Raw genomic sequence first — 21,019 nt, 5'->3', positions numbered from 1 at the left:
TCGGTCACCCCGGCAGCGGGTGGAAGAATCACGGGCGTGAGCGTCCCCAACGTCCTGGCCACCCGCTACGCCGGCGCCGATCTCGCCGAGATCTGGTCGCCCGAGCACAAGATCGTCCTCGAGCGGCAGCTCTGGGTCGCGGTGCTCAAGGCCCAGCGCGACCTCGGCATCGCGGTCCCCGACGGCGTGGTCGAGGCCTACGAGGCGGTCGTCGCCAGGGGTGAGCAGGGCGTCGACCTCGCCTCGATCGCCGCGCGCGAGCGGGTCACCCGGCACGACGTGAAGGCGCGCATCGAGGAGTTCTCCGCACTCGCCGGGCACGAGCACATCCACAAGGGCATGACCTCGCGCGACCTCACCGAGAACGTCGAGCAGCTGCAGGTACGCCGCTCGCTCGAGGTGGTGCGCGACCGCGCCGTCGCCACGCTGGTCCGCCTGGGCCGGCTCGCCGCGGAGCACGAGACCACCGTGATGGCCGGACGCTCGCACAACGTGGCCGCGCAGGCCACCACCCTCGGCAAGCGCTTCGCGACCGTCGCCGACGAGATGCTCATCGCCGTCCAGCGGATCGAGGAGCTCCTCGCCCGCTACCCGCTGCGCGGCATCAAGGGTCCGATGGGCACTGCCCAGGACATGCTCGACCTCCTCGACGGCGACGCCGACCGGCTCGACGCCCTCGAGGAGCGGGTCGCCGGTCACCTGGGCTTCGAGCAGGTGCTGACGAGCGTCGGCCAGGTCTACCCCCGCTCGCTCGACTTCGAGGTCGTCTCCGCGCTGGTGCAGCTGGTCAGCGGCCCGTCCAACCTCGCCACCACCGTGCGGCTGATGGCCGGGCACGAGCTCGTCACGGAGGGGTTCAAGGAGGGCCAGGTCGGCTCGTCCGCGATGCCCCACAAGATGAACACCCGGTCGTGCGAGCGGGTCAACGGCCTCGCCGTCATCATCCGCGGCCACCTCTCGATGGTCAGCGAGCTCGCCGGCGACCAGTGGAACGAGGGCGACGTCTCCTGCTCCGTCGTGCGTCGCGTCGCGCTGCCCGACGCGTTCTTCGCCACCGACGGGCTCTTCCAGACCTTCCTCACCGTGCTCGACGAGTTCGGCGCGTTCCCGGCGGTCATCCAGCGCGAGCTCGACCGCTACCTGCCGTTCCTCACCACGACGAAGGTGCTGATGGCGGCGGTCCGCAACGGCGTCGGTCGTGAGGCCGCGCACGAGGCGATCAAGGAGGCGGCCGTCGGCACCGCGCTCGCGATGCGCGCCGGCCAGGCCGACAACGACGTCTTCGCCAAGCTCGCCGCCGACGAGCGGCTCGGCCTGACCCGTGAGCAGATCGACGCGCTCGTCGCCGACCCGATCGAGTTCACCGGTGCCGCCGTGGCCCAGACCCGCGCGGTCGTCGCCCGGGTCGAGGCCCTCGCGGCCGCCCACCCCGCCGCAGCGGCGTACGAGCCGGGCGCCATCCTCTGACCGAGCCGCGACCTCCGATTCGCTGGGGGTTGTCGGCCTTTCGCTGAACTTGTCAGGCCGTGCACGGGCCGACAAGTTCAGCGATCCCCGGTCAGCCGGGGATCACGGGAGCGGCGGCAACATGCTCAGTCGCCGAGCCGCCAGGAGCGTATGGCCGCGGCGAAGGCCAGCGTCAGGACGGCGAGCGCCGCGAGCAGGGCCGCCCGGGCCGCCACCGGCGCTGAGGTCACCGTGCCGACCGCCTGGTAGACGGTCATCAGCAGCGCGGCTCCGAGCGCGGAGCCGATCCGCTGCCCGGTCTGGAGCGCGCCGCCCGCCGCGCCACCCATGTCAGGCGGCACCTCGGCGAGGGTGAGGGTGAAGTTGGGGGAGATGACCCCACCACCGCCGACGCCGGCGAGGAACATCGCGGGCGCAAGGGTCCACCACAGGGTGTCGGTGGGCGACGTCACCAGCCACGCGGCGAGCGCGGTGCCAGTCATCATCACGCCGAGCGCGACCAGGGTCACCCGCCGGCCGAGGGTGCCGACGAGCCGCCCGGCGAGCGGCGAGGTGGTGGCGGCGCCGACGGCGAACGGGGTCATCAGCAGGGCGGCCTGCAGCGGCGAGAACCCCTCGCCCTCCTGCAGGTGCACCGACAGCACGAGGAAGATCCCGGTGAAGCCGGTGAAGTAGAGGGTGCCGACGAGCAGGCCGTTGGCGTAGCCGGGCAGGCCGCGCAGCAGTGACATGTCGAGCAGCGGCGGAAGGCCCCGTTCGACCGTCCGCGCCTCCCAGCGCACGAACGCCCACGCCAGCAGGGGGAAGGCGACCAGCACGACCAGCGGAAGGCCGGCGCCGCCCTCGAGGCTGATCAGCGGGAACAGCACCGCCAGCACGGTGAGGCCCAGCAGCACCGCGCCGACGAGGTCGATGCGGGGGTCCTTCGGCGCGCCCTCCGGCCCCGCACCGACGTGGTTGTCGGGCACCAGGCGGCGGATCAGCACCAGCGCCACGAGGCCGATGGGCACGTTGATGAGGAAGAGGGAGCGCCAGCCGTTCTCCTCGCCCAGCAGGCCGATCAGCAGGCCGCCGATGAGCGGACCCGTGGCCGAGGCGACGGCCACGGTGAAGCCGAACATCCCGAAGGCGCGGCCGCGCTCGGCGCCGCGGAAGAGCTGCTGGATGAGCCCGGAGTTCTGCGGGGTGAGCAGGCCGGCGCTGGCGCCCTGGACGAGGCGGGCGAGCACGATCGCGGCCGCGTTGGGGGCCAGCCCCACGGCGGCGCTCGAGACGACGAAGCCGATGAGCCCGATCGTCATCATCCGGCGCCGTCCGTGCGCGTCACCGAGCCGGCCGCCGGCGACGAGGGTCATGCCGAAGGCCAACGCGTAGCCCGACACCACCCACTGGATGGTCGCGGCCGAGGTGTCGAGCCCGGCCCGGATGGACGGCACGGCGACGTTGACGATCGTGACGTCGAGCAGCGACATGAAGCCCACGACGAGGGACACGGCGAGCACCCGCCAGCGTCGGGGGTCGGGCTCGTACGCCGTCTCGTCGCCGCCCGTGCGCTCGGCCTGCTCGTCCTGGGTCATCCGCGCCAGCCTCTCACCCGGTCCCAGCGCCGAGGACCGCCCGGCGGGAGGGGGCAGGATGGGTCCATGAAGGCGATCCAGGCGCGCGTGACCGGACAGGTGCAGGGCGTGGCGTTCCGGTGGCACGCCCAGGAGCAGGCCCAGCGGCTCGGTGTCGCAGGGTGGGTGCGCAACGAGGTCGACGGCAGCGTCCTGGTGCACGCCGAGGGCGAGGACGACGCCGTCGACGCGCTCGTGGAGTGGTGCCGGCACGGACCGCCGTCGGCGCGGGTGCGCGAGCTCGCCGCCCGCGACGCGGCGGTGAGCGGCGCGTCCTCCTTCGAGGTCACCGGCTGACCGACCGGCACGTCGTCGAACTGTAGTGAATTTGTCGACTATTGTGGGCGCATGACCACCGTGACAGCAGCTCCGCCGACCTACGACGACGTCCAGGTCGTGGTGCCGGCACCGGGGCCGGGCGCCGGCAACTGGGCCGGAGCAGCGAGCGCCGTCCTCGTCGACGGCGAGTTCTGGCTGACCTGGCGGGTCCGCCGGCCGCTGACCGACGGGAGGGGCGTGTCGGTGGTCGTCGCCCGGTCCGGGGACGGCGTCGTTTTCGAGCCCGTCGCCGAGGTGGCGCGCGAGGCGTTCGGCGCCGAGTCCTTCGAGCGGCCCGTGCTCGTGCCGCTGCGCGAGGGCGGCTGGCGGCTCTACCTGTCCTGCGCGACCCCCGGCTCCAAGCACTGGTGGGTGGACAGCCTGACCGCCGACACGGTCGAGGGACTGCCCGACGGCGTACGGCGCCGGGTGCACGAGGGCGACCGCGACACCGGCGTGAAGGACCCGGTGATCACGGTGGGGGAGGACGGCTACGAGATGTGGCTGTGCTGCCACCCCCTTGACGAGCCCGGCCACGAGGACCGGATGACCACGCGGCGGCTCACCAGCGCCGACGGCCTGGAGTGGGAGGACCGCGGCGAGGTGCTCGCCGGCCGCGATGGCCAGTGGGACGCCCGCGGCGCGCGGGTCAGCGCGGTGCTGCCCGACGGCACGGTGCTGTACGACGGCCGGCCGGACGCCGAGTCCAACTGGTTCGAGACCACCGGGGTGGCGACGTGGGACGGCGCCGCCCTGACCCGTTCCGCGCAGCCGCCGATCGCCTCCCCGCACTCCGACGGCGCCTTCCGCTACGCCACCGCCGTGCCCCTCCCGGACGGCCGGGTGCGCTACTACGTCGAGGCCGCGCGTCCCGACGGCGCGCACGACCTCGTCACCTGCGTGCGCTGACCCCGCGGGCCGCCGCCCCGTTCGCCCGTCCGGCCGTGCCCTCCTGGCCCACCCGGCCCACCGGGTCGGCCTCGCGCTCGACCAGGCGGGTCACGGTCGCGGAGCGCTGGGCGAACGAGCCGCGGCTCTCCGGGTTGAGCCAGTCGCCGAAGTCCTGCCCGGTGAGCTCGCCGAGCAGCCGGACGTCGTCGGCGTAGGTCTCGATCAGCCGCTGCCGGCTGACCGCGTCGAGGCGGGGACGGTGCGCGTCGCGGTGGTCGCCCAGCAGGCCGAGCGACAGCGGGTGGACCGCCCGCCACACCTGCGGCGGCGCGAACTGCCCGAGCCGCGCGCCGCCGCGCACGACCGGCCCGAACAGCCGCGGTCGCCAGCCCGGCGGGACGAAGCTGCGCGAGTTGTCGGCCGGGATCGAGTCGACCAGGCCCTCCCGGATCCCCAGGAACCGGCTCACCCGGTCGACCGTCGCGCCGGGCGCGTCGACCAGGTCGCGGTAGCGGATGACGAGGATGCGCTCCGGGTCGACGTAGCGGTGCAGGTGGGCCAGCTGCTCGCCGTACCGCCCGAGCTCTCGGTAGCGCCAGAACGGCGCCCAACCGGCGCGGACCCGCTCGTCCTCCCGACCGAACGCCGACACGAAGTCCGCCTCCGGCTCGAGGCCGTCGGACCACAGGTGCATCCAGTTGCTGTACGCGCGGTCCACCGGGTCGCGGACCACGGCGACGAGACGCACGTCGGGCAGGTCCTCGGCGATGCGGCGGTGGGCGCCGCGGCTCCACAGGTAGAAAGGGGTGCTCTCGCCGCGCACCTGGTGCTGCGCCGCCGGGGCGAAGAGCGGGAAGTAGTGGTCGGCGCGCCAGATCCACTCCTGCTGCGAGTGCTTGTCGCCCGGCCCCCGCCAGGCCGGCGGCGGGGCGCCGTCGCACAGCCAGTACTTCGGTTCCTTCGGGTCCGACACGAAGACGTCCGGGTGCTGCGCGAGGGCGGCGTGGAGCGCGGTCGTGCCGGCCTTGGGGGCGCCGATCACGAGGAAGTCGGGGCGTGGTGCTCGGGGCACGTTCCCTCCCGGGGTGAGGTGCTGTCACTTAGTAGACTAAGTCACTAGACAATCCTCCGCCACACCCCTCGCGCGGTGGCTCGAGGACGCGCGCACCGGCTGCGGTGGTCCCGTCCCGCAACCGGTGGGTGGCGTCAGCCGAGCAGCCCCTGCCGGCGTGCCGTCGCCGCGGCCTCCGTGCGGTTGGCCGCCCCGAGCTTCGCGAGGATGTGCGAGACGTGGACGCTCGCCGTCTTGGGGGACATGAAGAGCTTCACGCCGATCTGCCCGTTGGTCATCCCCTCGGCCACCAGCCGCAGCACCTCGACCTCACGCTCGGTCAGCACCCCGTCCGTACGACGTTCGCGCGGGCCGATCGCCCACCTCTCCGCCAGTGCGTCGGCGCGCGCCAGCAGCGGCGCGGCCTCCAGTCGCTCCGCGACCGCCCGCCCGGCTGCCAGGTGGCGCCGAGCGGCGTCGCGGGCGCCGTGGACCGCCTCCTGCTCCGCCAGCGACAGGTGCGTGACAGCCACGTCCGGGACGTGCCCGATCCGTTCCCAGCCGTCCAGGGCCGCCCGCAGCGCCGGGCGGGCGTCCCGGCCGTGGAAGCGGTCGAGCTGGGCGGCGAGGTCGAGGGGCCAGACCTCGCCCAGGCGACCGAAGCGGCGGAAGCGCAGCGCAGCCCCCTCGACCTCCGACAGGTGCTCCTGGGCCGCGGGCCCGTCGTCGCGGGGACCCGCCAGTGCGGCGTCGGCCTCGACCCGGGCGACAAGGACGGCGGTGTTCCACAGCTGGTCGTCGTCGAGGGTGAGCCGGTCCCCGGTCCACAGGGGCCGGAGCGTGGTGCGCATCCCCGCGAGGTCCCCCTGCGCCGCGGCGCCGGCGCCCAGGAGCTCACGGACCATGCAGTCTGCGGCCCCGCCGGGCGCGGGGGACCCCAGGTGGGCTCGCCACCGCTCGAGGTCCGCGGTCCCACGCTGCTGGAGGTCGAGGAGGTCGTGGCGCGCGTTGCTCGTGCGGACGTCGTCCTCCCACCACGGATCGGACTCCTCGAACAGCCTGCGCGCGCGAGCCCACTGACCACTCAGGATCCAGGTGGCGGTGGCGTTCTCGACCAGGTGCTCCCAGACGTTGATCGACAGGTGCGGGCGGCGGAGCCGCGACAGCCCTTCGGTCACCGCCGCGTCCGCACGGTGCTGGTTGCCGCACACCACCTCGCACCAGGCGAGGTTGCCCCACAGGTGGAAGACGCCGAGCCACGTGGTGTCCCCGATCTCCTCCAGCACCTCGCGCAGGCGCGTCGCCGCGCCCTCCGGGTCGCCGAGCACCTGGGCCCGGTAGGACTCGACCGCCGCGACCATGAAGGCGACGCGTGTGTCGTCGAGCCGACGGGCGTCGGTCCAGGCGCGGGCGATGAGCTCATCGCCGCGCTGGGTGTGCTGGGTGAGGTTGCTGCCGGTGAACGCCCGCACCATGACGGCGAGCAGGTCGTTCTCCTCCTCGTCGACGGCGGAGGAGATGGCGAGAAGCTCGTCGTCGGCATAGGCGTTGGCCTCGCCCTTCCCGTGGACGACCTGGCGCAGCGCATGGAATCTGCGGACCGGCTCGGTGAGCAGCTCGCTGGGCACGGCGTCGATCCACTCCCGCTCGGCGGCGAGGGACGCGACACCCGCCGTGAGCGCCGAGCGGGCGTAGGCCTCGCGGAGGCTGAGGCCCGCCACCTGCGCGGCGTCGTCCAGCGTGGCGTAGCTCCGCATGACCCGTGACCACAGGGCCAGCTCCTCGTCCGCCCGGCAGATCCGTTCCGCGGCGGGCATGGCTGTGATCGTCGCCGCGAGCGCACGGCGTACGTCGCGTGCCTGGTGCCAGTGCTCGGCAACCGCGAGCGCCGCCGGGTCGGCGGCCAGCACCCCCGGGTTGTGCTCCAGCACCTCGGCCCACCTGCGGTGCCACGACCGCCGGGCCCCCGGGCCCGTCTCCCGGTCCGTGGCCTCCCGGAGCAGCGCGTGCCGGAAGCCCACCGAGTCGCGTTCGTGGTCGACGGTCAGGATGCCCGCCCGCAGGGCCTCCACCAGCGCGGCGTCGAGCTCCTCGGGCGTGGCGTCGAGGACCTGCTCCAGCAGGCTGATCCGCAGGTGGCCGTCGCCGACCGCCGCCGCCTCCACCAGCCGCCGCGCTTCCGCGGACAGCCCGTCGAGACGTCCCGACGCGACCGCGGCCGCAGTCGTCAGCTCCGGTCGCCCGGCCGCAGCGACCAGCTCCTCCACCACGAACGGGATGCCGTCGCTGAGCCGCTCGACGCGGCCGGCGACGTCAGCCGGCGGGCGTGACCCGAGCAGGTCTCGCAGCTGCTGCTGGACAGCGTCCGCGCTCAGCCGCGTGAGAGGCAGCACCTCGCAGCCGGGCGTCCGAGCCAGCCCGGCGACGTACGACGTGACGGCGGCCTCCGCCTCGGGCGTGCGCTCGGGATCGTCGGTGCGCACCGTGGCCACGATCAGCAGGCCCGCAGGCAGCGTCCGCGCCGCGAGCCCGACCAGGTCCCGCGTCGCCGAGTCGGCCCAGTGCAGGTCCTCGACGACCCACACGACGAGCTGCTCGCCGGCCAGCCGCTCGAGCAGGTCGAGGAAGGTCGAGAGGAGCTGCACCCGCTCGACCGGCTGGCGCGGCGCGGCGCCGGGGAGCAGCGGTGCGAGCGCCTCCCGCTCGGCCGGCAGCAGCACGTCGACGCCCGCCACCCGCGCGACGTCGCGCAGCGTGTCGGCGACCACGCCGAACGGGATCTCGCCCGTCGTCATGTCGGCGGCGTGCCCGGTGAGCACGAGCGCGTCGTCGAGGCTTCCCACGGCCTCGGCGACCAGCCGGCTCTTGCCGATGCCTGCCTCGCCGGTGATGAGCAGGCAGCAGCTCGTGCCGCCGCGGGCGCTCACGACGGCCCCGGCGATACGGTCCAGCTCGGCCTCGCGGCCGACGAGCCTCCCGACCATCTGCCGATGGTCGCAGGCGGCGAGGCTGTTGACCACGGGTGGACGGTCGGCACGTGCGACCGCCATCAGTGAGCCGGGCGAGGTGCCGGGAGCCAGCGGCTCCACCCGTTGCGGCGCGGCGACGGGACCTCGGTGACGACCGGCTCGACGGGCTGGCGGGTACGACGAGCGGCTCGGGCCGCGGCGACCTCGCGGGCGACGTCGGCGCGGTGGAAGCTGGCGATGCGGGCGGTGGCGTCGATGGCGGCGTTGTTCATGGCGGGCTCCTGGGTCGGGTGCTGGGCGATGCCTCCACGCTCCGGCTAAGGCCCCCGCTCGCACATCGGGCAGACGCCTTATCTCCAGCTCCCGGTGCCTCAGGCCCGTCCTACGTGGCCGGGATCTCGTCGCTCTCGGCTTCGTCCCGGCGCCCACCGCGCCCGAGACTAAAGCCCATGAGCACCCCACGGCGTTCTTCTCCTCCGCTGCGCTCCCCCGAACAACGCCGCGGGGACCCCGCATGACCGCCCCCGTGACCGTGTCCGTGACCCGCCACGTCGACCCCTCCCGCACGACGGAGATGCTGGCGTGGGTGCAGGCGGGCACGTCGCTGGCGGAGAAGTTCGACGGCTTCCTCGGATCGGGGTGGGTGCGGCCCAGCGAGGACTCCACCGAGTGGCACATGCTCTACCGCTTCGCCGACGCCGACTCCCTCACCACGTGGGAGGCCTCCCCGCAGCGCGAGTGGTGGCTCGAGGCCGCCCAGGGCAGCGTCGAGGAGAGGCACCGCGAGCGGCGTACGGGCATCGAGGGGTGGTTCGACGAGCCCGCCACGGTCGAGGCCCTGAGCGCGGCCCCCGTGCCGCCCCCGCGGTGGAAGCAGATGGTCGTCATCTTCATGGTCTTCCTCCCGCTCAGCCTGCTCGCCAACTTCGTCGCCTCGCGCACGATCTCGGGCTGGCCGCTCGTGCCGCGTGTGGTGCTGGTGACGTCGGTGATGACGCCGCTCATGACGTACGTCTTCCTGCCGTGGATGACGCGCCGGATGAGCTGGTGGCTGCACCGCGCGTGACGGCTAGGCTCGGCGCGTGGCCGAGCTGAACATTCCCGCAGCCCCTCCGGTCGAGGGCACCACGCACCTCCACTCCGGCAAGGTCCGCGACCTCTACCGGATCGACTCGGGCGAGCACGAGGGACGGCTGCTGATGGTGGCCAGCGACCGGATCTCCGCCTACGACTTCGTCCTCGACACCACCATCCCCGACAAGGGCGAGATCCTCACCCGGATGTCGCTGTGGTGGTTCGAGCAGCTCGCCGGGCTGGTCGGCAACCACGTCGTCTCGACCGACGTCCCGGCCGCCGTCGCCGGCCGCGCCGTCGTGTGCGAGCGGCTGGACATGTTCCCCGTCGAGTGCGTGGCCCGCGGCTACCTCACCGGCTCCGGTCTCCTCGACTACGCCCGCACCGGCGAGGTCTGCGGCATCCCGCTCCCCGCCGGGCTGCAGGACGGCAGCCGGCTGCCCGAGCCGATCTTCACGCCCGCCACCAAGGCCGACCTCGGCGACCACGACGAGAACGTCGACTACGAGGCCGTCGTCGAGGCGATCGGCGACGACGCCGCGGCAGAGCTGCGGATGCTGACCATGGAGGTCTACGACAAGGCGCACGCCATCGCACGCGAGCGCGGCATCATCCTGGCCGACACCAAGCTCGAGTTCGGCCGGCGACCGGACGGCACGACGATCCTCGCCGACGAGGTCCTCACCCCCGACAGCTCGCGGTTCTGGCCCGCGGACGAGTGGCAGCCCGGCCGCGCGCAGTCGTCGTACGACAAGCAGATCGTGCGGGACTGGCTCACCGGCGAGTCCGGCTGGGACCGCACGTCCGGCGGGGCCCCTCCGCCGTTGCCCGAGGCGGTCGTGGATCGCACCCGTGCGCGCTACCTCGAGGCCTACGAGCTGCTGACCGGGGAGTCGTTCTGACGACCAGGCGTTTCACCGCGACCATCGAGCTCCCGCACTCGGCGGAGCAGGCCTTCGCCTACCTCGTGGACCCGCGTCGCCGCCCCGAGTGGCAGTCGAGCCTGCTGTCGGTCGACGTGCCCGAGGACGAGGAGCCCCACCTGGGGCAGACCTGGACCGAGCTGACCGTCGTCGGCGTACGCCCGAGCCTGGAGGTCGTCGAGTTCGAGCCGTTCCGGTCGTGGGCCGAGCGCGGCACGTGGCGCGGGGTCGAGGCGACCCTGCGGCTGCGCTTCACCGGCACCCGCGACGGCTGCCGTGTCGTCGCCGACGGCGAGGTGTCGGGCGCCGGGATGTACGCCGTCGCCGCGAGGAGCTCGGGACTGCTGGCCGGACGGGCGATCGCCGCCGACCTCAAGACCGCAGGCCACCGGATCGCGCAGCGCGCCGAGGAGTGACCCAGGGCGCCGACGAGGACGATGGCGACGCTGGCGAGGAAGTCCATGGCGGACGTCAAGGCCGAGTGCGCGAGGTCGTCGACCGATGGGCCACCCCTGAGTAGGTTGGCGCCATGTCGAACCTCTCCTCGCTGCTCGAAGGCTCTGCCGCGTCCTACCCCGACCGCACGGCCGTCGTGCTGGGCGGCACGCGCCTGACGTACGCCCAGGTCGACGCCGCCGCCAACCAGGTCGCCAACCTGCTGGTCTCGCGCGGCATCGAGCCGGGCGACAAGGTCGCGCTGAGCTGCCCGAACCTGCCGTACTTCCCGATCGTCTACTACGGCATCCTCAAGGCCGGGGCGACCGTCGTGCCGCTCAACGTGCTGCTGAAGGGACGCGAGGTCGCCTACCACCTCGACGACTCGGACGCGAAGGCGTACTTCTGCTTCCAAGGGACTCCGGAGCTGCCGATCGGCGCCGAGGGCCACGCCGGCTTCGAGCAGACCGACGCGTGCGAGCACTTCTTCGTCATCACCGCTGACCCGGCCGCGGACTCGCCCATCGAGGGCACCGAGACGCTCGGCCAGGCCCTCAAGGGGCAGGCTCCGGTGTTCGAGACGCGTGAGGTCGACGCCGACGACACCGCCGTCATCCTCTACACCTCCGGCACCACCGGCCAGCCCAAGGGCGCCGAGCTGATGCACCGCAACATGATCAGCAACGCGCTCGCCAGCGACGCGCTCTTCGGCGCCGACGCCGACAACCCCGACACGCTCCTGTGCGTGCTGCCGCTGTTCCACTCCTTCGGCCAGACCGTGATCATGAACGCCGGCTTCGCCTTCGGCGGCACCGTCGTGCTGCTGCCGCGCTTCGAGGCCGGCCCTGCGCTGGCGCTGATGGAGCAGGAGGGCGTGACGTTCTTCGCCGGCGTCCCGACGATGTACTGGGGCCTGCTCGGCGCGCTCGACGACTCCGGCGTCGACGTGAAGAAGCTCGCTGCCAACATGCGCGTCGCCGCGGCCGGTGGCTCGGCCCTGCCGGTCGAGGTACACAAGGAGTTCGAGCACCGGTTCGGCGTCACGATCCTCGAGGGCTATGGCCTGTCGGAGACCTCTCCCGTCGCGAGCTTCTCGGTGTGGGGCGAGCCCGCCCGCGTCGGCTCCATCGGCAAGCCGATCCCGGGCGTCGAGATGAAGCTGATCAACCCCGAACCCGGCGTGCGCGAGGACGTCGAGGACGCAGAGGACGTGATCGGCGAGATCGCGATCAAGGGTCCGAACATCATGAAGGGCTACTACGGCCGCCCCGACGCGACCGCCGAGGCGATCGTGGACGGCTGGTTCCGCTCCGGCGACCTCGGGCGCAAGGACGCCGACGGCTGGTACTACATCGTCGACCGCTCCAAGGACATGATCATCCGCGGGGGCTACAACGTGTACCCGCGCGAGATCGAGGAGGTCCTCCTCACGCACCCCGACGTCTCGCTCGCCGCCGTCATCGGCGTACCCCACGAGAGCCACGGGGAGGAGATCAAGGCCGTCGTCATCCGCAAGGACGGCGCCACGGTGACCGAGGACGAGCTCGTCGCGTGGGGCAAGGAGCAGATGGCGGGCTACAAGTACCCCCGCATCGTCGAGTTCGTCGACGCCCTGCCGATGACCGCGACCGGCAAGATCCTCAAGCGCGAGCTCGGCTGATGCGCGCGCTCGGCATCGCGCTGGGTGCGGTGATGGTGATCACCGGAGCCGTCTGGACCTTCCAGGGCCTCGGCTACCTCGAGGGCAGCCCGATGACCGACCAGAGCATCTGGGCAATCCTCGGCCCCCTCGTCGCCGGCCTCGGGCTCGCCCTCGTGATCGTCGCCGCCCGCCGGCGGGAGTGACGTACGCGGGCGCGCTGGGGAACCACCCGCAGGCATTCCCGGTCGCTCGGCCTGCGTCTGGATCCCCGAGTGGTCGTCCACAGGCACAGGGCGTCGTGCGTACGTCGCTCGCCGGCGGGGCAGGCGCCCTGTGTGGACGACTTCCATCCCTGCTGCCGCGCGCCGACAGGTCTGGTGCGTCCGGTACGAGTTGATCCCGAGGGTCGGTCCGGACCGCGACGCGGCACCGCGGCGGGCCCGTCGTGGCGCACCAGCAGCCACGGGCTGGTGGTCCCTGCCGAGGTTCCGCAGACCGTCGAACAGCGCATCCTCGAGGCAGCCGTTCGGATGCCCGAAGGGGGCATGGTCACGGGCTGGGGTGCGCTTCGCCTGGCCGGTGCTGCCTTCTTCGACGGTCTCGCTCCCGGCACATGCAGGTCCCTGCCGGTGCCCGTGCTGCTGCCGCACACGTCCCGCATCCGCGGACCGGGGGTGCTGGTCGAGCGCACGCGCGGACGGCTCCCTGGCGCCGTCGTCAGGCACGGCATCCCGTGCGTGCCAACCGAGGCGGCACTGCTGCACGAGCTCCGGCGTGCACGGTCCGAGCGTGTGGCCGGGGTGATGGTGGACATGGCGCTCGCTGCACGCGTCGTCGACCTCGAGCGGCTCCGGGACGTCGCGTCCTGGCGGCGACCGTCCGCCGTCGTCGCGTACGCGTTGCGACGCGCGTGCGCCGAGTGCCGGTCACCGAAGGAGTCGGAGATGCTCCAGGTGTGGGAGGGCGACCTCGACCTTCCGCGGCCGCAGATGAACCGCGAGGTCCTCGACCTGTCCGGTCGGGCGATCGCGGTGGTCGACCTGCTCGAGGTCGACTCCGGCACCTACGGGGAGTACAACGGCGCGTCGCACCGCAGCCGCGAGCGCCAGCGGCGTGACGAGGCCCGGGCGGACGCGCTGCGTCGCGCTGGCCTCGAGGGCTTCGTCCTCGTAGCCGGGGACTCCGAGCGGGTCTGGCGGGAGCGGATGCAGTCGGCTCGAGCTCGGGCGAGGTGGCTCCCCGAGGACAGACGACGGTGGCGACCGGGACGCTTCGTCCCTGCGCCGCCGCTGCCGGACGCGGACGAAGCGGCGTTCGAGGCGATCATGCTCGAGCATCACCGGTCCTTGGAGTGAATGGGGAACCAGATGCAGGCGCGCGACGCCGATCCCCCTGGGTCTGGTTCCCCAACGGCTCAGGCCGGGCTGATCCCCAGCCGTTCCTGGAGCGCGATGGCGTCGAAGGGGGCGTGCACCTTGGCGTCGTTGTCGAAGTAGACGTAGACGTCGAGGCCGCCGGCCTCCCAGGCCCGCACCTTGTCGGCCCAGTGGTCGAGGGAGGCTTCGGAGTAGCCGCTGGCGTAGAGCTCGGTGTCGCCGTGCAGCCGGACGTACGCGACGCCGCTGGTCACCTCGTCGAACATCGGCCACGTGCCGGCGGAGTCGGCCACCACCATCCCGATGTCGTGGGCCCGCAGCAGCTCGCAGAACTCGGCCGTGCGGAAGGAGGCGTGCCGCACCTCGAGCACGTGGCGCAGCGGGCGGTCGACCGGGGTGGAGGTGTCGGCGGGCTCCTTGAGCTTGCCCGGGTCGTGGTGGTCAGCGGCGTACGACGACGCGGCCGCGGTCGTGCGCGGCAGCAGGTCGAAGAACGCGGCGAGGCGGTCGGGGTGGAAGCCCAGGTTGGGCGGCAGCTGCCACAGGAGAGGACCCAGCCGGTCGCCGAGCGACAGCACCCCCGAGGCGAGGAAGGTGGCGAGGGGCGTCTCGACGTCGTTGAGCTTCTTCATGTGCGTGACGAAGCGAGGCCCCTTCACGGCGAAGACGAAGTCGTCGGGGACCTGCTCGGCCCACGACCGCCAGCTCGAGGGCCGCTGCAGGGAGTAGAAGGAGCCGTTGACCTCGACGCTCGTCAGCCGCTCGCCGACATAGGCCAGCTCGAGGCGCTGCTGCAGCCCGGGCGGGTAGAAGTGGCCACGCCAGCCGGCGTACCGCCAGCCGGAGATGCCGATCCGTGCCATGTCGAGCTCCCGTCGCGCGCCGTGCGGCCACCCCCCGCGTACCCGCTGAGTCCACCGTCATGCCCGCCGGGCACGCTCCCGCGGCGGCTCCGTAGAATCGACCCGCCCGTCCCACCCTGTCACCCAGGAGCATCCCCGTGGCCCGAGTCGTCGTCGACGTCATGCCCAAGCCCGAGATCCTCGACCCCCAGGGCAAGGCGGTGCTCGGTGCGCTGCCCCGGCTCGGGTTCGACCTCGTCACCGACGTCCGGCAGGGCAAGCGGTTCGAGCTCCAGGTAGACGGCGAGATCACGCCCGAGGTGCTCGCCCAGATCGAGGACGTCGCCGGGACGCTGCTGTCCAACCCGGTGATCGAGGACTTCGAGGTGCACGTCGAGGCGCACTCGGTCGCCGAGGTCGCGCACGAGGCCGGTCGCGCATGAGGGTCGGTGTCGTCACCTTCCCCGGCTCGCTCGACGACGTCGACGCCCGCCGCGCCGTCACGATCGGCGGGAACGAGGCGGTCGCGCTGTGGCACGGCGACGACGACCTCAAGGGCGTCGATGCGGTCGTGCTCCCAGGCGGCTTCTCCTACGGCGACTACCTCCGCTGCGGAGCGATCTCCCGCTTCGCCCCGGTGATGACGTCGGTGATCGAGGCGGCCGGCAAGGGCCTGCCCGTGCTGGGGATCTGCAACGGCTTCCAGATCCTCTGCGAGTCGCACCTGCTGCCGGGCGCGCTGATCCGCAACGACCACCGCAAGTTCGTCTGCCGCGACCAGCGGCTGCGCATCGAGCGCGTCGACACCCCGTGGACGTCGGCCTACGCCGAGGGCGCTGAGGTCACGATCGTGTTGAAGAACGGTGAGGGCGGCTTCGTCGCCGACGAGTCCACGCTCGACATGCTCGAGGGCGAGGGCCGGGTGGTCGCGCGCTACCTCGACGACAACCCCAACGGCTCGCTCCGTGACATCGCCGGCATCTCCAACGAGCGCGGCAACGTCGTCGGCCTCATGCCGCACCCCGAGCACGCGGTCGAGGACCTCACCGGTCCCGGCACCGACGGTCTCGGCTTCTTCACCTCGCTCGCCGAGAAGGCCTTCGCATGAATCCCCGCACGCTCTACCGCACCGTCGCCGTCGCCGAGGCCGTCACGTGGGCGCTGCTGCTGACGGGCATGTTCCTGAAGTACGTCACCGCGACCACCGAGCTGGGCGTCCAGGTCTTCGGCATGGTCCACGGCGTCGTGTTCATCGCCTACTGCTTGGTGACCGTCCTCCTGTTCGTCGACCACAAGTGGCCGGTCAGCCGGCTGGTGCTGGGCCTCGCCGCTGCCGTGCCGCCGTTCGCGACGGTGCCCTTCGAGCGGTACGCCGAGCGCGCGGGGCTGCTGGGCGACTCCTGGCGCCTGCGCTCCGAGGCTCCGCACGGGCTCCTCGAGCGGCTCACCGGGTGGCTGGTCCGCCGTCCGGCCCAGGGCGCGCTCGTCGGCCTGGTCGCCGTGGCCGGCCTGACGGGTGTCGCGCTCGTCGTCGGCCCGCCCGCCTGACCGCGCTGCGGCCAGGGCGAGGGCGAGCGGTCAGCGACCCTGCTGCAGCTTGTTCCAGGTCTGGCGCGTGGCGACGCCCGAGACGCCGATCCTGAGGCGTGACTGGTAGGTCCGCACGGCCGCCTCGGTCTTCGCGTCGAACACACCGGTCGCCCGGAAGCGTCCCGCGCCGGCCGCGTTGAGCGCCCGCTGGAGCCGGTGCACCGACTCGTCGACCGACCCGCGCTTGACCGTCGTACGGGCACCCGCGGCGAGCAGCGCGGTCCAGTGCCGCTTCTCGAAGGTGTTGCTCGGGGTGAACTTGCGGGCGGCCTGCCAGGCGCGCGCGCCGGCGATCGTGGCCGCGTCGTACGAGCCGTTGAGCGGACCGGAGTAGGTGCCCTGCTCGGCGAGCAGGCACTGCAGCGCCTTGACGCGCGTGGACTTCGCGGAGGCGGGGGAGAGCGCGGGGTACTTCCAGAAGCCGAGCCGGGTGCCGGGGCAGCGTCCCTCCGGTCGCGGTTGGGAACCGGCGCCGAGGTCGATGAAGTTGCTGTCGATGTTGATCGTGACGCCGCCCCAGGTCTCGTTGTGGCCGCCGAGGTACTGCTTCATCCGGCCGCCGGGGCGCCAGCCGTCCTCGGGGATGTAGGTCGTGGAGGTGTTGGCCGCGCCGTCCCAGCGGGCGATCCAGATGCGGTCCGGCAGCGCGAACTTGCCGGGCCGCTGGGTGCGGGCGTCGTCGAGCATCTTGATGCCCGAGCTCGCGCTGGAGTAGAAGCCGGCGGTGTAGCCGAGCGCCTTGATCCGGGTGACCCACGCGGACGTGAAGACCAGGGCGGACTCGCGGCAGTGCGTGTCCTGCAGGTTGAAGCCCTCGAGGTCATACCAGATCGTGCTGCCCGCACCGATGCCGTACGCCGCCGCGTCGGCGGCGTTCTTGTCGGCCTCGGCCGCACCCTGCGCGGCCGCCGTGGCGTAGCCGCCGGTGGGGCTCGGCGAGATCTTGAAGTCGTCCTTGTAGCGCGGGAAGCGCGGCTGGCACGACGCCTGCGGGCCGAGGGCGATGGGCAGCAGCCGCCAGCCGCGGGCGACCTGGGTGGCGACCCAGGTGGGGCTGAGGTTGGGCTGGGTGCGGCAGGCGCGGGAGTCGCCGGAGATGTAGATGCCGACCGCGGTGAACGGCGACTTCTTCCACCACGCGTCCATCGCCGACTGGGCCGGCGCCACGCACTGGTCGAAGCCGAAGCCGGTGAAGTCCCCCGGGGTGGCAAGGGCGACCTGGCGCTGCGAGGCCAGCGTGCGAGCCCGTGGTGCGGGCTCGTCGGCGGTCGCGGTCGTCGACCCGACGAGCGGTGCGAGGAGGACCAGCGCAAGGGCGGCTGTCACGGTCCGGACGAGCGTACGAGGTCGGGTCTGGCGGACGCGGCGCATGGGTGGCTCCAGGCAGGCGGGGAAGGGTGTGTCGCGGGCAGGCCGACCCATAGGACCACATCAGTCACACGCGTAACAGTCGTTCGGAAGAACTACAGATCTGTAGTTCGACGCGGGTCAGTCGGTGGTCGGCACGTCGTCGAGGAGGAAGTTGCCCTTCGCCTCTTCCTCCTCGACGAGCTCCTCGAAGGCGAGCGCGATGTCGTCCTGGTGCTCCTCGACCATGCGGGTCAGGTGACCCTGGAGCAGTGCGCCGTGGGGGGACTCGCCGGAGAAAACCTGCTCCCAGGTGTCCTCCCCGCCGCGGATCTTCTCCACGAGGGTCTTCATGTCCTCGCCGAGCTCGCCCGACCGGGCCTGCTCCTCGAGTGCCTGCTTCTCCTCGTCGGTCAGCAGCGGGCGCGCGGTGAGCTGGTCGACGGTGGATCGGAGGTCCGCGAGGCTCGAGGTGAGCTCCTCGCGCGCTGCGCTGATCGCCGCGAGGATCTCCGCCTGGCTGCGGGGGTCATCCATGGCGGGAGGCTACGCCGGAGCGGGTGCGACGGGCGCGACCGGCGCGGGGCGCTGGCCGATCGTCGGTGTTGCGACGGTGCTCGGGTCGCGCGTCACGCTGCTCGGCGTACCGCTGGAGACGGGGGCACCGGTCGTCGAGACCGGCGCCTTGTCGCCGTCGAAGAAGTTCTTCACCGTCGTGATGAGCGACTTCACCTGCTGGAGGATGGTGATGAGCTTCATCAGCGCCTTGTGGGCCTTCATCACCGCCTGGAAGGCCTGGAAGACGGCCTGCACGACGCGGGCCCAGCCGACGCCCGGGATGCTGATCGTCGCCAGCGCGGCGGAGACGGTCTGCACCGCCGCCTTCACGCATTGCACGACCGAGAGGGCGGTCTGCCAGGCGTCGCGGCAGATCTGCACGACGGTCTGGCCCATCTGGACGAGCTGGCCGGCCTGGGCGTCGAGCGAGCCGACCCACGTGCCGATCTGCCTGACCGCCGCGTCGGACGCGCCGCCCTGCCACGTCTGCGAGATTGTCCGGCTGCCGCTCTCGAGGTTGGCCGCCACGCCGTGCATCGACTGGCCGAGGGCACCGAAGGACGAGCCCTGGGTGGACGCACCGACGACGTCGCCGCCGATCTTCTCCGCGAGCTCGGCGCGGATGTCGAAGCCGGTCAGCATCCGCACCAGGTCGCACACGGTGTCGTACGGGAAGCCGAAGCTGACCTGCGGCAGGCTGCTCTCGGTCGGGGCGGCCCGCCGGATGGTGGTGTCGGCGACGTCCCAGAAGCTGCTCGACCCGTCCCGGCCGTCGACGCCGGTGGCGTGGTGGCGGCGTACGACGCCGTCCTCGGTCAGCGTGAAGTCGCGGGCGGTGGCCCGCAGCGCCTCGGCGTGGTCGTGCATCCCGGTGCCGTTGTCCTCCAGCGACTGGTGCACCGAGGGCAGCAGGGCGTTGTAGGCGCCCATCATGGTCTCGAGGATGGGGCCGAAGTCGGCCTGGACGAGCGCATGGCCGCCGTTGCGGGCGATGCCGGACAGGTCGTCGCCGGCGCGCTGGACCTGCGCGGACCAGGCGTCGAGCTCGGAGAGGTCGACGGTCATCACGGCGTTCATCGCGGCTCCTGGAGCGGGCGGGGCGGTCGGTGCGGGTAGTGCCCGATCGTCTTCCCCGGACGCGACGGTGCGAAACCGGCCCCGCCGGACTGTTTGCGCACAGGCCAGGCGTGACCGTGTTTGGCCGCCGTCGGCGGGGGTATCCCGCTGAGGTGAGAGCAAGCGGCAAGCGATCCCTGATGCAGGTCGAGCCGGCCCGGCTGGTGGAGCTGGCGGGCTCCTCCGAGCGCGTCCTCGACGCGATGAGGCAGGACTGGGCGGACGCCGTCGACGAGCTCGCCGAGGCCTGCGTGGCGCTCGGCGACGCGACCGGCACCGCCAACCTCGCGGCGTCGTACGTCGACGCGCTGGCCGATGCCGACGAGGTCCTGACCTGCCTCGTCGGCGCCCTCGAGCTGGGCGTCGCCGGGCTCGTCGACGCCGCCCGCGACGCCCTGCGCGCCGACGACTCGATCGCCGCCGAGCTCGACCGAGCCACTCACCTGCTGGGTGAGGGGCCGTTCGGGACGATGCCGGGCCCGGGAGGTCGCTGACCGTGCCGGCCAACCCGTGGGAGCTGCGCGCCGACGTCCGGCCGCTCGAGGCCGCCGCCCAGCGGTGGACCGAGGTCAGTGCGCTGGTGTCACGTCGCGGGGACGAGCTCGTCGACGCCGCACGGCGCGCCACCGAGGGGTGGGAAGCGGCGTCGGCCGAGAGCTACGAGCACCACCGCAAGCAGGTGCTCGCTCACCTCGACCGCTTCACCTCCCTGGCCGACCGGATCGCCGACTGCCTCCGCGCGTCCGCCACGCTGATGACGTCGTCGCAGAAGGAGCTCGACCGCGCCTGGGCGACGGTCGCGGCGGTGCCCCACGAGGTGGTCGGCGAGTCGCGGCACCTGGTCTTCAAGCCGTCCGAGGACGAGGAACGCGGCAAGGTCACCCGCGGCCAGGCCGAGACCGACGACATCCGACACCGGCTCGCCGTGGCGCTCGACCAGGAGAGCGCCCGGCTCCGGTCGGCGCGCGCCGAGCTGGTCACCGTGCGCACCGAGCTGCTGTCGCTCGCCGGGGGCAGATTCGGGGGATTCGGCGGGGTCGGGGGCGAGGAGTCGGGGGTCGGCACGGTCGCGTCTACCTCGGTGCAGGGTGCGGCCCAGGCCGGCGTCTCCGCGCTGCCGCCGGTGGCCCCGGTGTCGGTGGCCGTCCCCGACCTGACGGGTCTCTCCGCCGCCGGGCTGACGTCGCTGTCCGCGGCCGCGGCGGGCGGGCTGCTCGGCCGCAGCGGGGGCGGGGCGAGGCTGCCGGCCACCGGCACGCCACCCGTCGGCGGGATGGGGGCAGCCGGCATGGCCGCGCGCGCCGGGACGATGTCGCGGGGGATGGCGAGCGGCCGCGGCGGGCCCGCCCGAATGCAGATCCCGCGGCTGGATCGCACGGCCTCGGAGGAGGCTGCCGCCCGCGCCGCCCGGGAGCAGGAGGCCGTGCGCGAGGCGAAGCGTGCGGCCCTCGAGGAGAAGCGCGCCGAGCGCGCGGCCCGCAAGGCCGAGCGGGAGGCGGCGCGCGAGGCGCGGGCGAGGGCTGCCGGCAAGGACTCGCGGCGCGACGACGACGACCGTGACGAGGCGGACGGGACCTTGCCGCTCGAGGGTGAGCCCGGCGGCTCGGAGACGGGGACGGACGCCGACGACGAGCAGCCGGAGGGTGGGGAGCGCCGTCAGGCCGTGCGGGTCGTCCACGAGGCGACTCCCGGCCGCCCGGTGGGCGAGGACCGCCGGTAGATTGGCGCCGTGCCCGACACGAGCGCCGCCCCGCAGTCCCGCCCTGCCACGAACGCCAGTCTCACGACGTCAGGCGCGACCGGC

22 protein-coding genes are annotated in these 21,019 nt (G+C 72.9%); 14 read left to right on the top strand and 8 right to left on the bottom strand.

Annotation, left to right across the window (positions count from 1 at the left end):
* Positions 1–36: 36 nt before the first annotated feature.
* On the top strand, positions 37–1,467 hold the full coding sequence (gene purB, locus ACFQW6_RS11360; protein WP_378544727.1) for an adenylosuccinate lyase: 1,431 nt from the start codon (positions 37–39) through the stop codon (positions 1,465–1,467).
* Positions 1,468–1,592: 125 nt separating this feature from the next.
* On the opposite strand, the gene ACFQW6_RS11355 is transcribed toward purB, so the two are convergent.
* On the bottom strand, positions 1,593–3,044 hold the full coding sequence (locus ACFQW6_RS11355) for an MFS transporter (RefSeq protein ID WP_378544724.1): 1,452 nt from the start codon (positions 3,042–3,044) through the stop codon (positions 1,593–1,595).
* Positions 3,045–3,110: 66 nt separating this feature from the next.
* Here ACFQW6_RS11355 and ACFQW6_RS11350 point away from each other — a divergent pair, with 66 nt between their 5' ends.
* Both ACFQW6_RS11350 and ACFQW6_RS11345 read left to right on the top strand, forming a co-directional pair.
* The gene (locus ACFQW6_RS11350; RefSeq protein ID WP_378544721.1) at positions 3,111–3,380 is read left to right on the top strand and encodes an acylphosphatase; all 270 of its coding nucleotides are present in this window, start codon (positions 3,111–3,113) and stop codon (positions 3,378–3,380) included.
* A gap of 51 nt (positions 3,381–3,431) precedes the next feature.
* A complete protein-coding gene (locus ACFQW6_RS11345; protein WP_378544718.1) occupies positions 3,432–4,310 on the top strand; it encodes a hypothetical protein in 879 nt (292 codons plus the stop codon).
* Here ACFQW6_RS11345 and ACFQW6_RS11340 read toward each other — a convergent pair.
* The 3 genes from ACFQW6_RS11340 to ACFQW6_RS11330 form a co-directional block, all read right to left on the bottom strand.
* A complete protein-coding gene (locus ACFQW6_RS11340; protein WP_378544715.1) occupies positions 4,294–5,364 on the bottom strand; it encodes a sulfotransferase family protein in 1,071 nt (356 codons plus the stop codon). The genes ACFQW6_RS11345 and ACFQW6_RS11340 overlap by 17 nt on opposite strands.
* 134 nt (positions 5,365–5,498) lie before the next feature.
* The gene (locus tag ACFQW6_RS11335; RefSeq protein WP_378544712.1) at positions 5,499–8,363 is read right to left on the bottom strand and encodes a helix-turn-helix transcriptional regulator; all 2,865 of its coding nucleotides are present in this window, start codon (positions 8,361–8,363) and stop codon (positions 5,499–5,501) included.
* A 29-nt stretch (positions 8,364–8,392) separates the two neighbouring features.
* On the bottom strand, positions 8,393–8,584 hold the full coding sequence (locus ACFQW6_RS11330) for a hypothetical protein (RefSeq protein WP_378544709.1): 192 nt from the start codon (positions 8,582–8,584) through the stop codon (positions 8,393–8,395).
* Positions 8,585–8,826: 242 nt separating this feature from the next.
* Between ACFQW6_RS11330 and ACFQW6_RS11325 the strand changes: the two genes are divergently transcribed.
* From ACFQW6_RS11325 to ACFQW6_RS11300, 6 genes are all read left to right on the top strand, one after another.
* A complete protein-coding gene (locus ACFQW6_RS11325) occupies positions 8,827–9,378 on the top strand; it encodes an antibiotic biosynthesis monooxygenase (protein ID WP_378544706.1) in 552 nt (183 codons plus the stop codon).
* 16 nt (positions 9,379–9,394) lie between these two features.
* A complete protein-coding gene (locus ACFQW6_RS11320) occupies positions 9,395–10,288 on the top strand; it encodes a phosphoribosylaminoimidazolesuccinocarboxamide synthase (protein WP_378544703.1) in 894 nt (297 codons plus the stop codon).
* Positions 10,177–10,725, top strand: a complete 549-nt coding sequence (locus ACFQW6_RS11315; protein ID WP_378547540.1) for an SRPBCC family protein — start codon at positions 10,177–10,179, stop codon at positions 10,723–10,725. Before ACFQW6_RS11320 ends, ACFQW6_RS11315 begins: the two co-directional genes overlap by 112 nt.
* A 113-nt stretch (positions 10,726–10,838) precedes the next feature.
* The gene (locus ACFQW6_RS11310; RefSeq protein WP_378544700.1) at positions 10,839–12,404 is read left to right on the top strand and encodes a long-chain fatty acid--CoA ligase; all 1,566 of its coding nucleotides are present in this window, start codon (positions 10,839–10,841) and stop codon (positions 12,402–12,404) included.
* The gene (locus ACFQW6_RS11305) at positions 12,404–12,589 is read left to right on the top strand and encodes a hypothetical protein (RefSeq protein ID WP_378544697.1); all 186 of its coding nucleotides are present in this window, start codon (positions 12,404–12,406) and stop codon (positions 12,587–12,589) included. The genes ACFQW6_RS11310 and ACFQW6_RS11305 overlap by 1 nt, the downstream gene beginning before the upstream one ends.
* 327 nt (positions 12,590–12,916) lie before the next feature.
* On the top strand, positions 12,917–13,741 hold the full coding sequence (locus ACFQW6_RS11300; protein WP_378544694.1) for a hypothetical protein: 825 nt from the start codon (positions 12,917–12,919) through the stop codon (positions 13,739–13,741).
* A gap of 59 nt (positions 13,742–13,800) precedes the next feature.
* On the opposite strand, the gene ACFQW6_RS11295 is transcribed toward ACFQW6_RS11300, so the two are convergent.
* Positions 13,801–14,625 carry a DUF72 domain-containing protein gene (locus ACFQW6_RS11295; RefSeq protein ID WP_378544691.1) on the bottom strand — a complete coding sequence of 275 codons (825 nt, stop codon included), beginning with the start codon at positions 14,623–14,625 and terminating at the stop codon, positions 13,801–13,803.
* A 137-nt stretch (positions 14,626–14,762) separates the two neighbouring features.
* Between ACFQW6_RS11295 and purS the strand changes: the two genes are divergently transcribed.
* The 3 genes from purS to ACFQW6_RS11280 are packed head-to-tail and all read left to right on the top strand — an operon-like array spanning position 14,763 to position 16,152.
* Complete coding sequence (gene purS / locus ACFQW6_RS11290; RefSeq protein WP_378544688.1) at positions 14,763–15,047, top strand: phosphoribosylformylglycinamidine synthase subunit PurS; 285 nt, start codon at positions 14,763–14,765, stop codon at positions 15,045–15,047.
* Entirely contained in the window at positions 15,044–15,712 is a 669-nt protein-coding gene (gene purQ / locus ACFQW6_RS11285) for a phosphoribosylformylglycinamidine synthase subunit PurQ (RefSeq protein WP_378544685.1), read from the top strand. Before purS ends, purQ begins: the two co-directional genes overlap by 4 nt.
* On the top strand, positions 15,709–16,152 hold the full coding sequence (locus ACFQW6_RS11280; RefSeq protein ID WP_378544682.1) for a DUF3817 domain-containing protein: 444 nt from the start codon (positions 15,709–15,711) through the stop codon (positions 16,150–16,152). The genes purQ and ACFQW6_RS11280 overlap by 4 nt, the downstream gene beginning before the upstream one ends.
* Positions 16,153–16,182: 30 nt before the next feature.
* Here the strand turns inward: ACFQW6_RS11280 and ACFQW6_RS11275 are convergent, their stop codons facing one another.
* The 3 genes from ACFQW6_RS11275 to ACFQW6_RS11265 all read right to left on the bottom strand — a co-directional run bounded on the left by ACFQW6_RS11275 (position 16,183) and on the right by ACFQW6_RS11265 (position 19,176).
* Positions 16,183–17,520 carry a glycoside hydrolase domain-containing protein gene (locus tag ACFQW6_RS11275; RefSeq protein ID WP_378544679.1) on the bottom strand — a complete coding sequence of 446 codons (1,338 nt, stop codon included), beginning with the start codon at positions 17,518–17,520 and terminating at the stop codon, positions 16,183–16,185.
* A 162-nt stretch (positions 17,521–17,682) separates the two neighbouring features.
* The gene (locus ACFQW6_RS11270) at positions 17,683–18,078 is read right to left on the bottom strand and encodes a hypothetical protein (RefSeq protein WP_378544676.1); all 396 of its coding nucleotides are present in this window, start codon (positions 18,076–18,078) and stop codon (positions 17,683–17,685) included.
* Positions 18,079–18,087: 9 nt separating this feature from the next.
* The gene (locus ACFQW6_RS11265; protein ID WP_378544673.1) at positions 18,088–19,176 is read right to left on the bottom strand and encodes a hypothetical protein; all 1,089 of its coding nucleotides are present in this window, start codon (positions 19,174–19,176) and stop codon (positions 18,088–18,090) included.
* 179 nt (positions 19,177–19,355) lie between these two features.
* On the opposite strand from ACFQW6_RS11265, the gene ACFQW6_RS11260 reads away from it, so the two are divergent.
* Both ACFQW6_RS11260 and ACFQW6_RS11255 read left to right on the top strand, forming a co-directional pair.
* Positions 19,356–19,709: a hypothetical protein gene (locus ACFQW6_RS11260; protein ID WP_378544670.1), complete on the top strand. Its 354-nt coding sequence runs from the start codon at positions 19,356–19,358 to the stop codon at positions 19,707–19,709.
* Between the two features lie 2 nt (positions 19,710–19,711).
* The gene (locus ACFQW6_RS11255) at positions 19,712–20,935 is read left to right on the top strand and encodes a hypothetical protein (RefSeq protein ID WP_378544667.1); all 1,224 of its coding nucleotides are present in this window, start codon (positions 19,712–19,714) and stop codon (positions 20,933–20,935) included.
* Positions 20,936–21,019 lie beyond the last annotated feature (84 nt).

The sequence above is a fragment of the Nocardioides sp. GCM10028917 genome (genome assembly GCF_042666175.1).
GTDB lineage: Bacteria > Actinomycetota > Actinomycetes > Propionibacteriales > Nocardioidaceae > Nocardioides.
The sequence above is the reverse complement of the archived record's forward strand: the minus strand, read 5'-3'. Positions and strand labels throughout refer to the sequence as shown.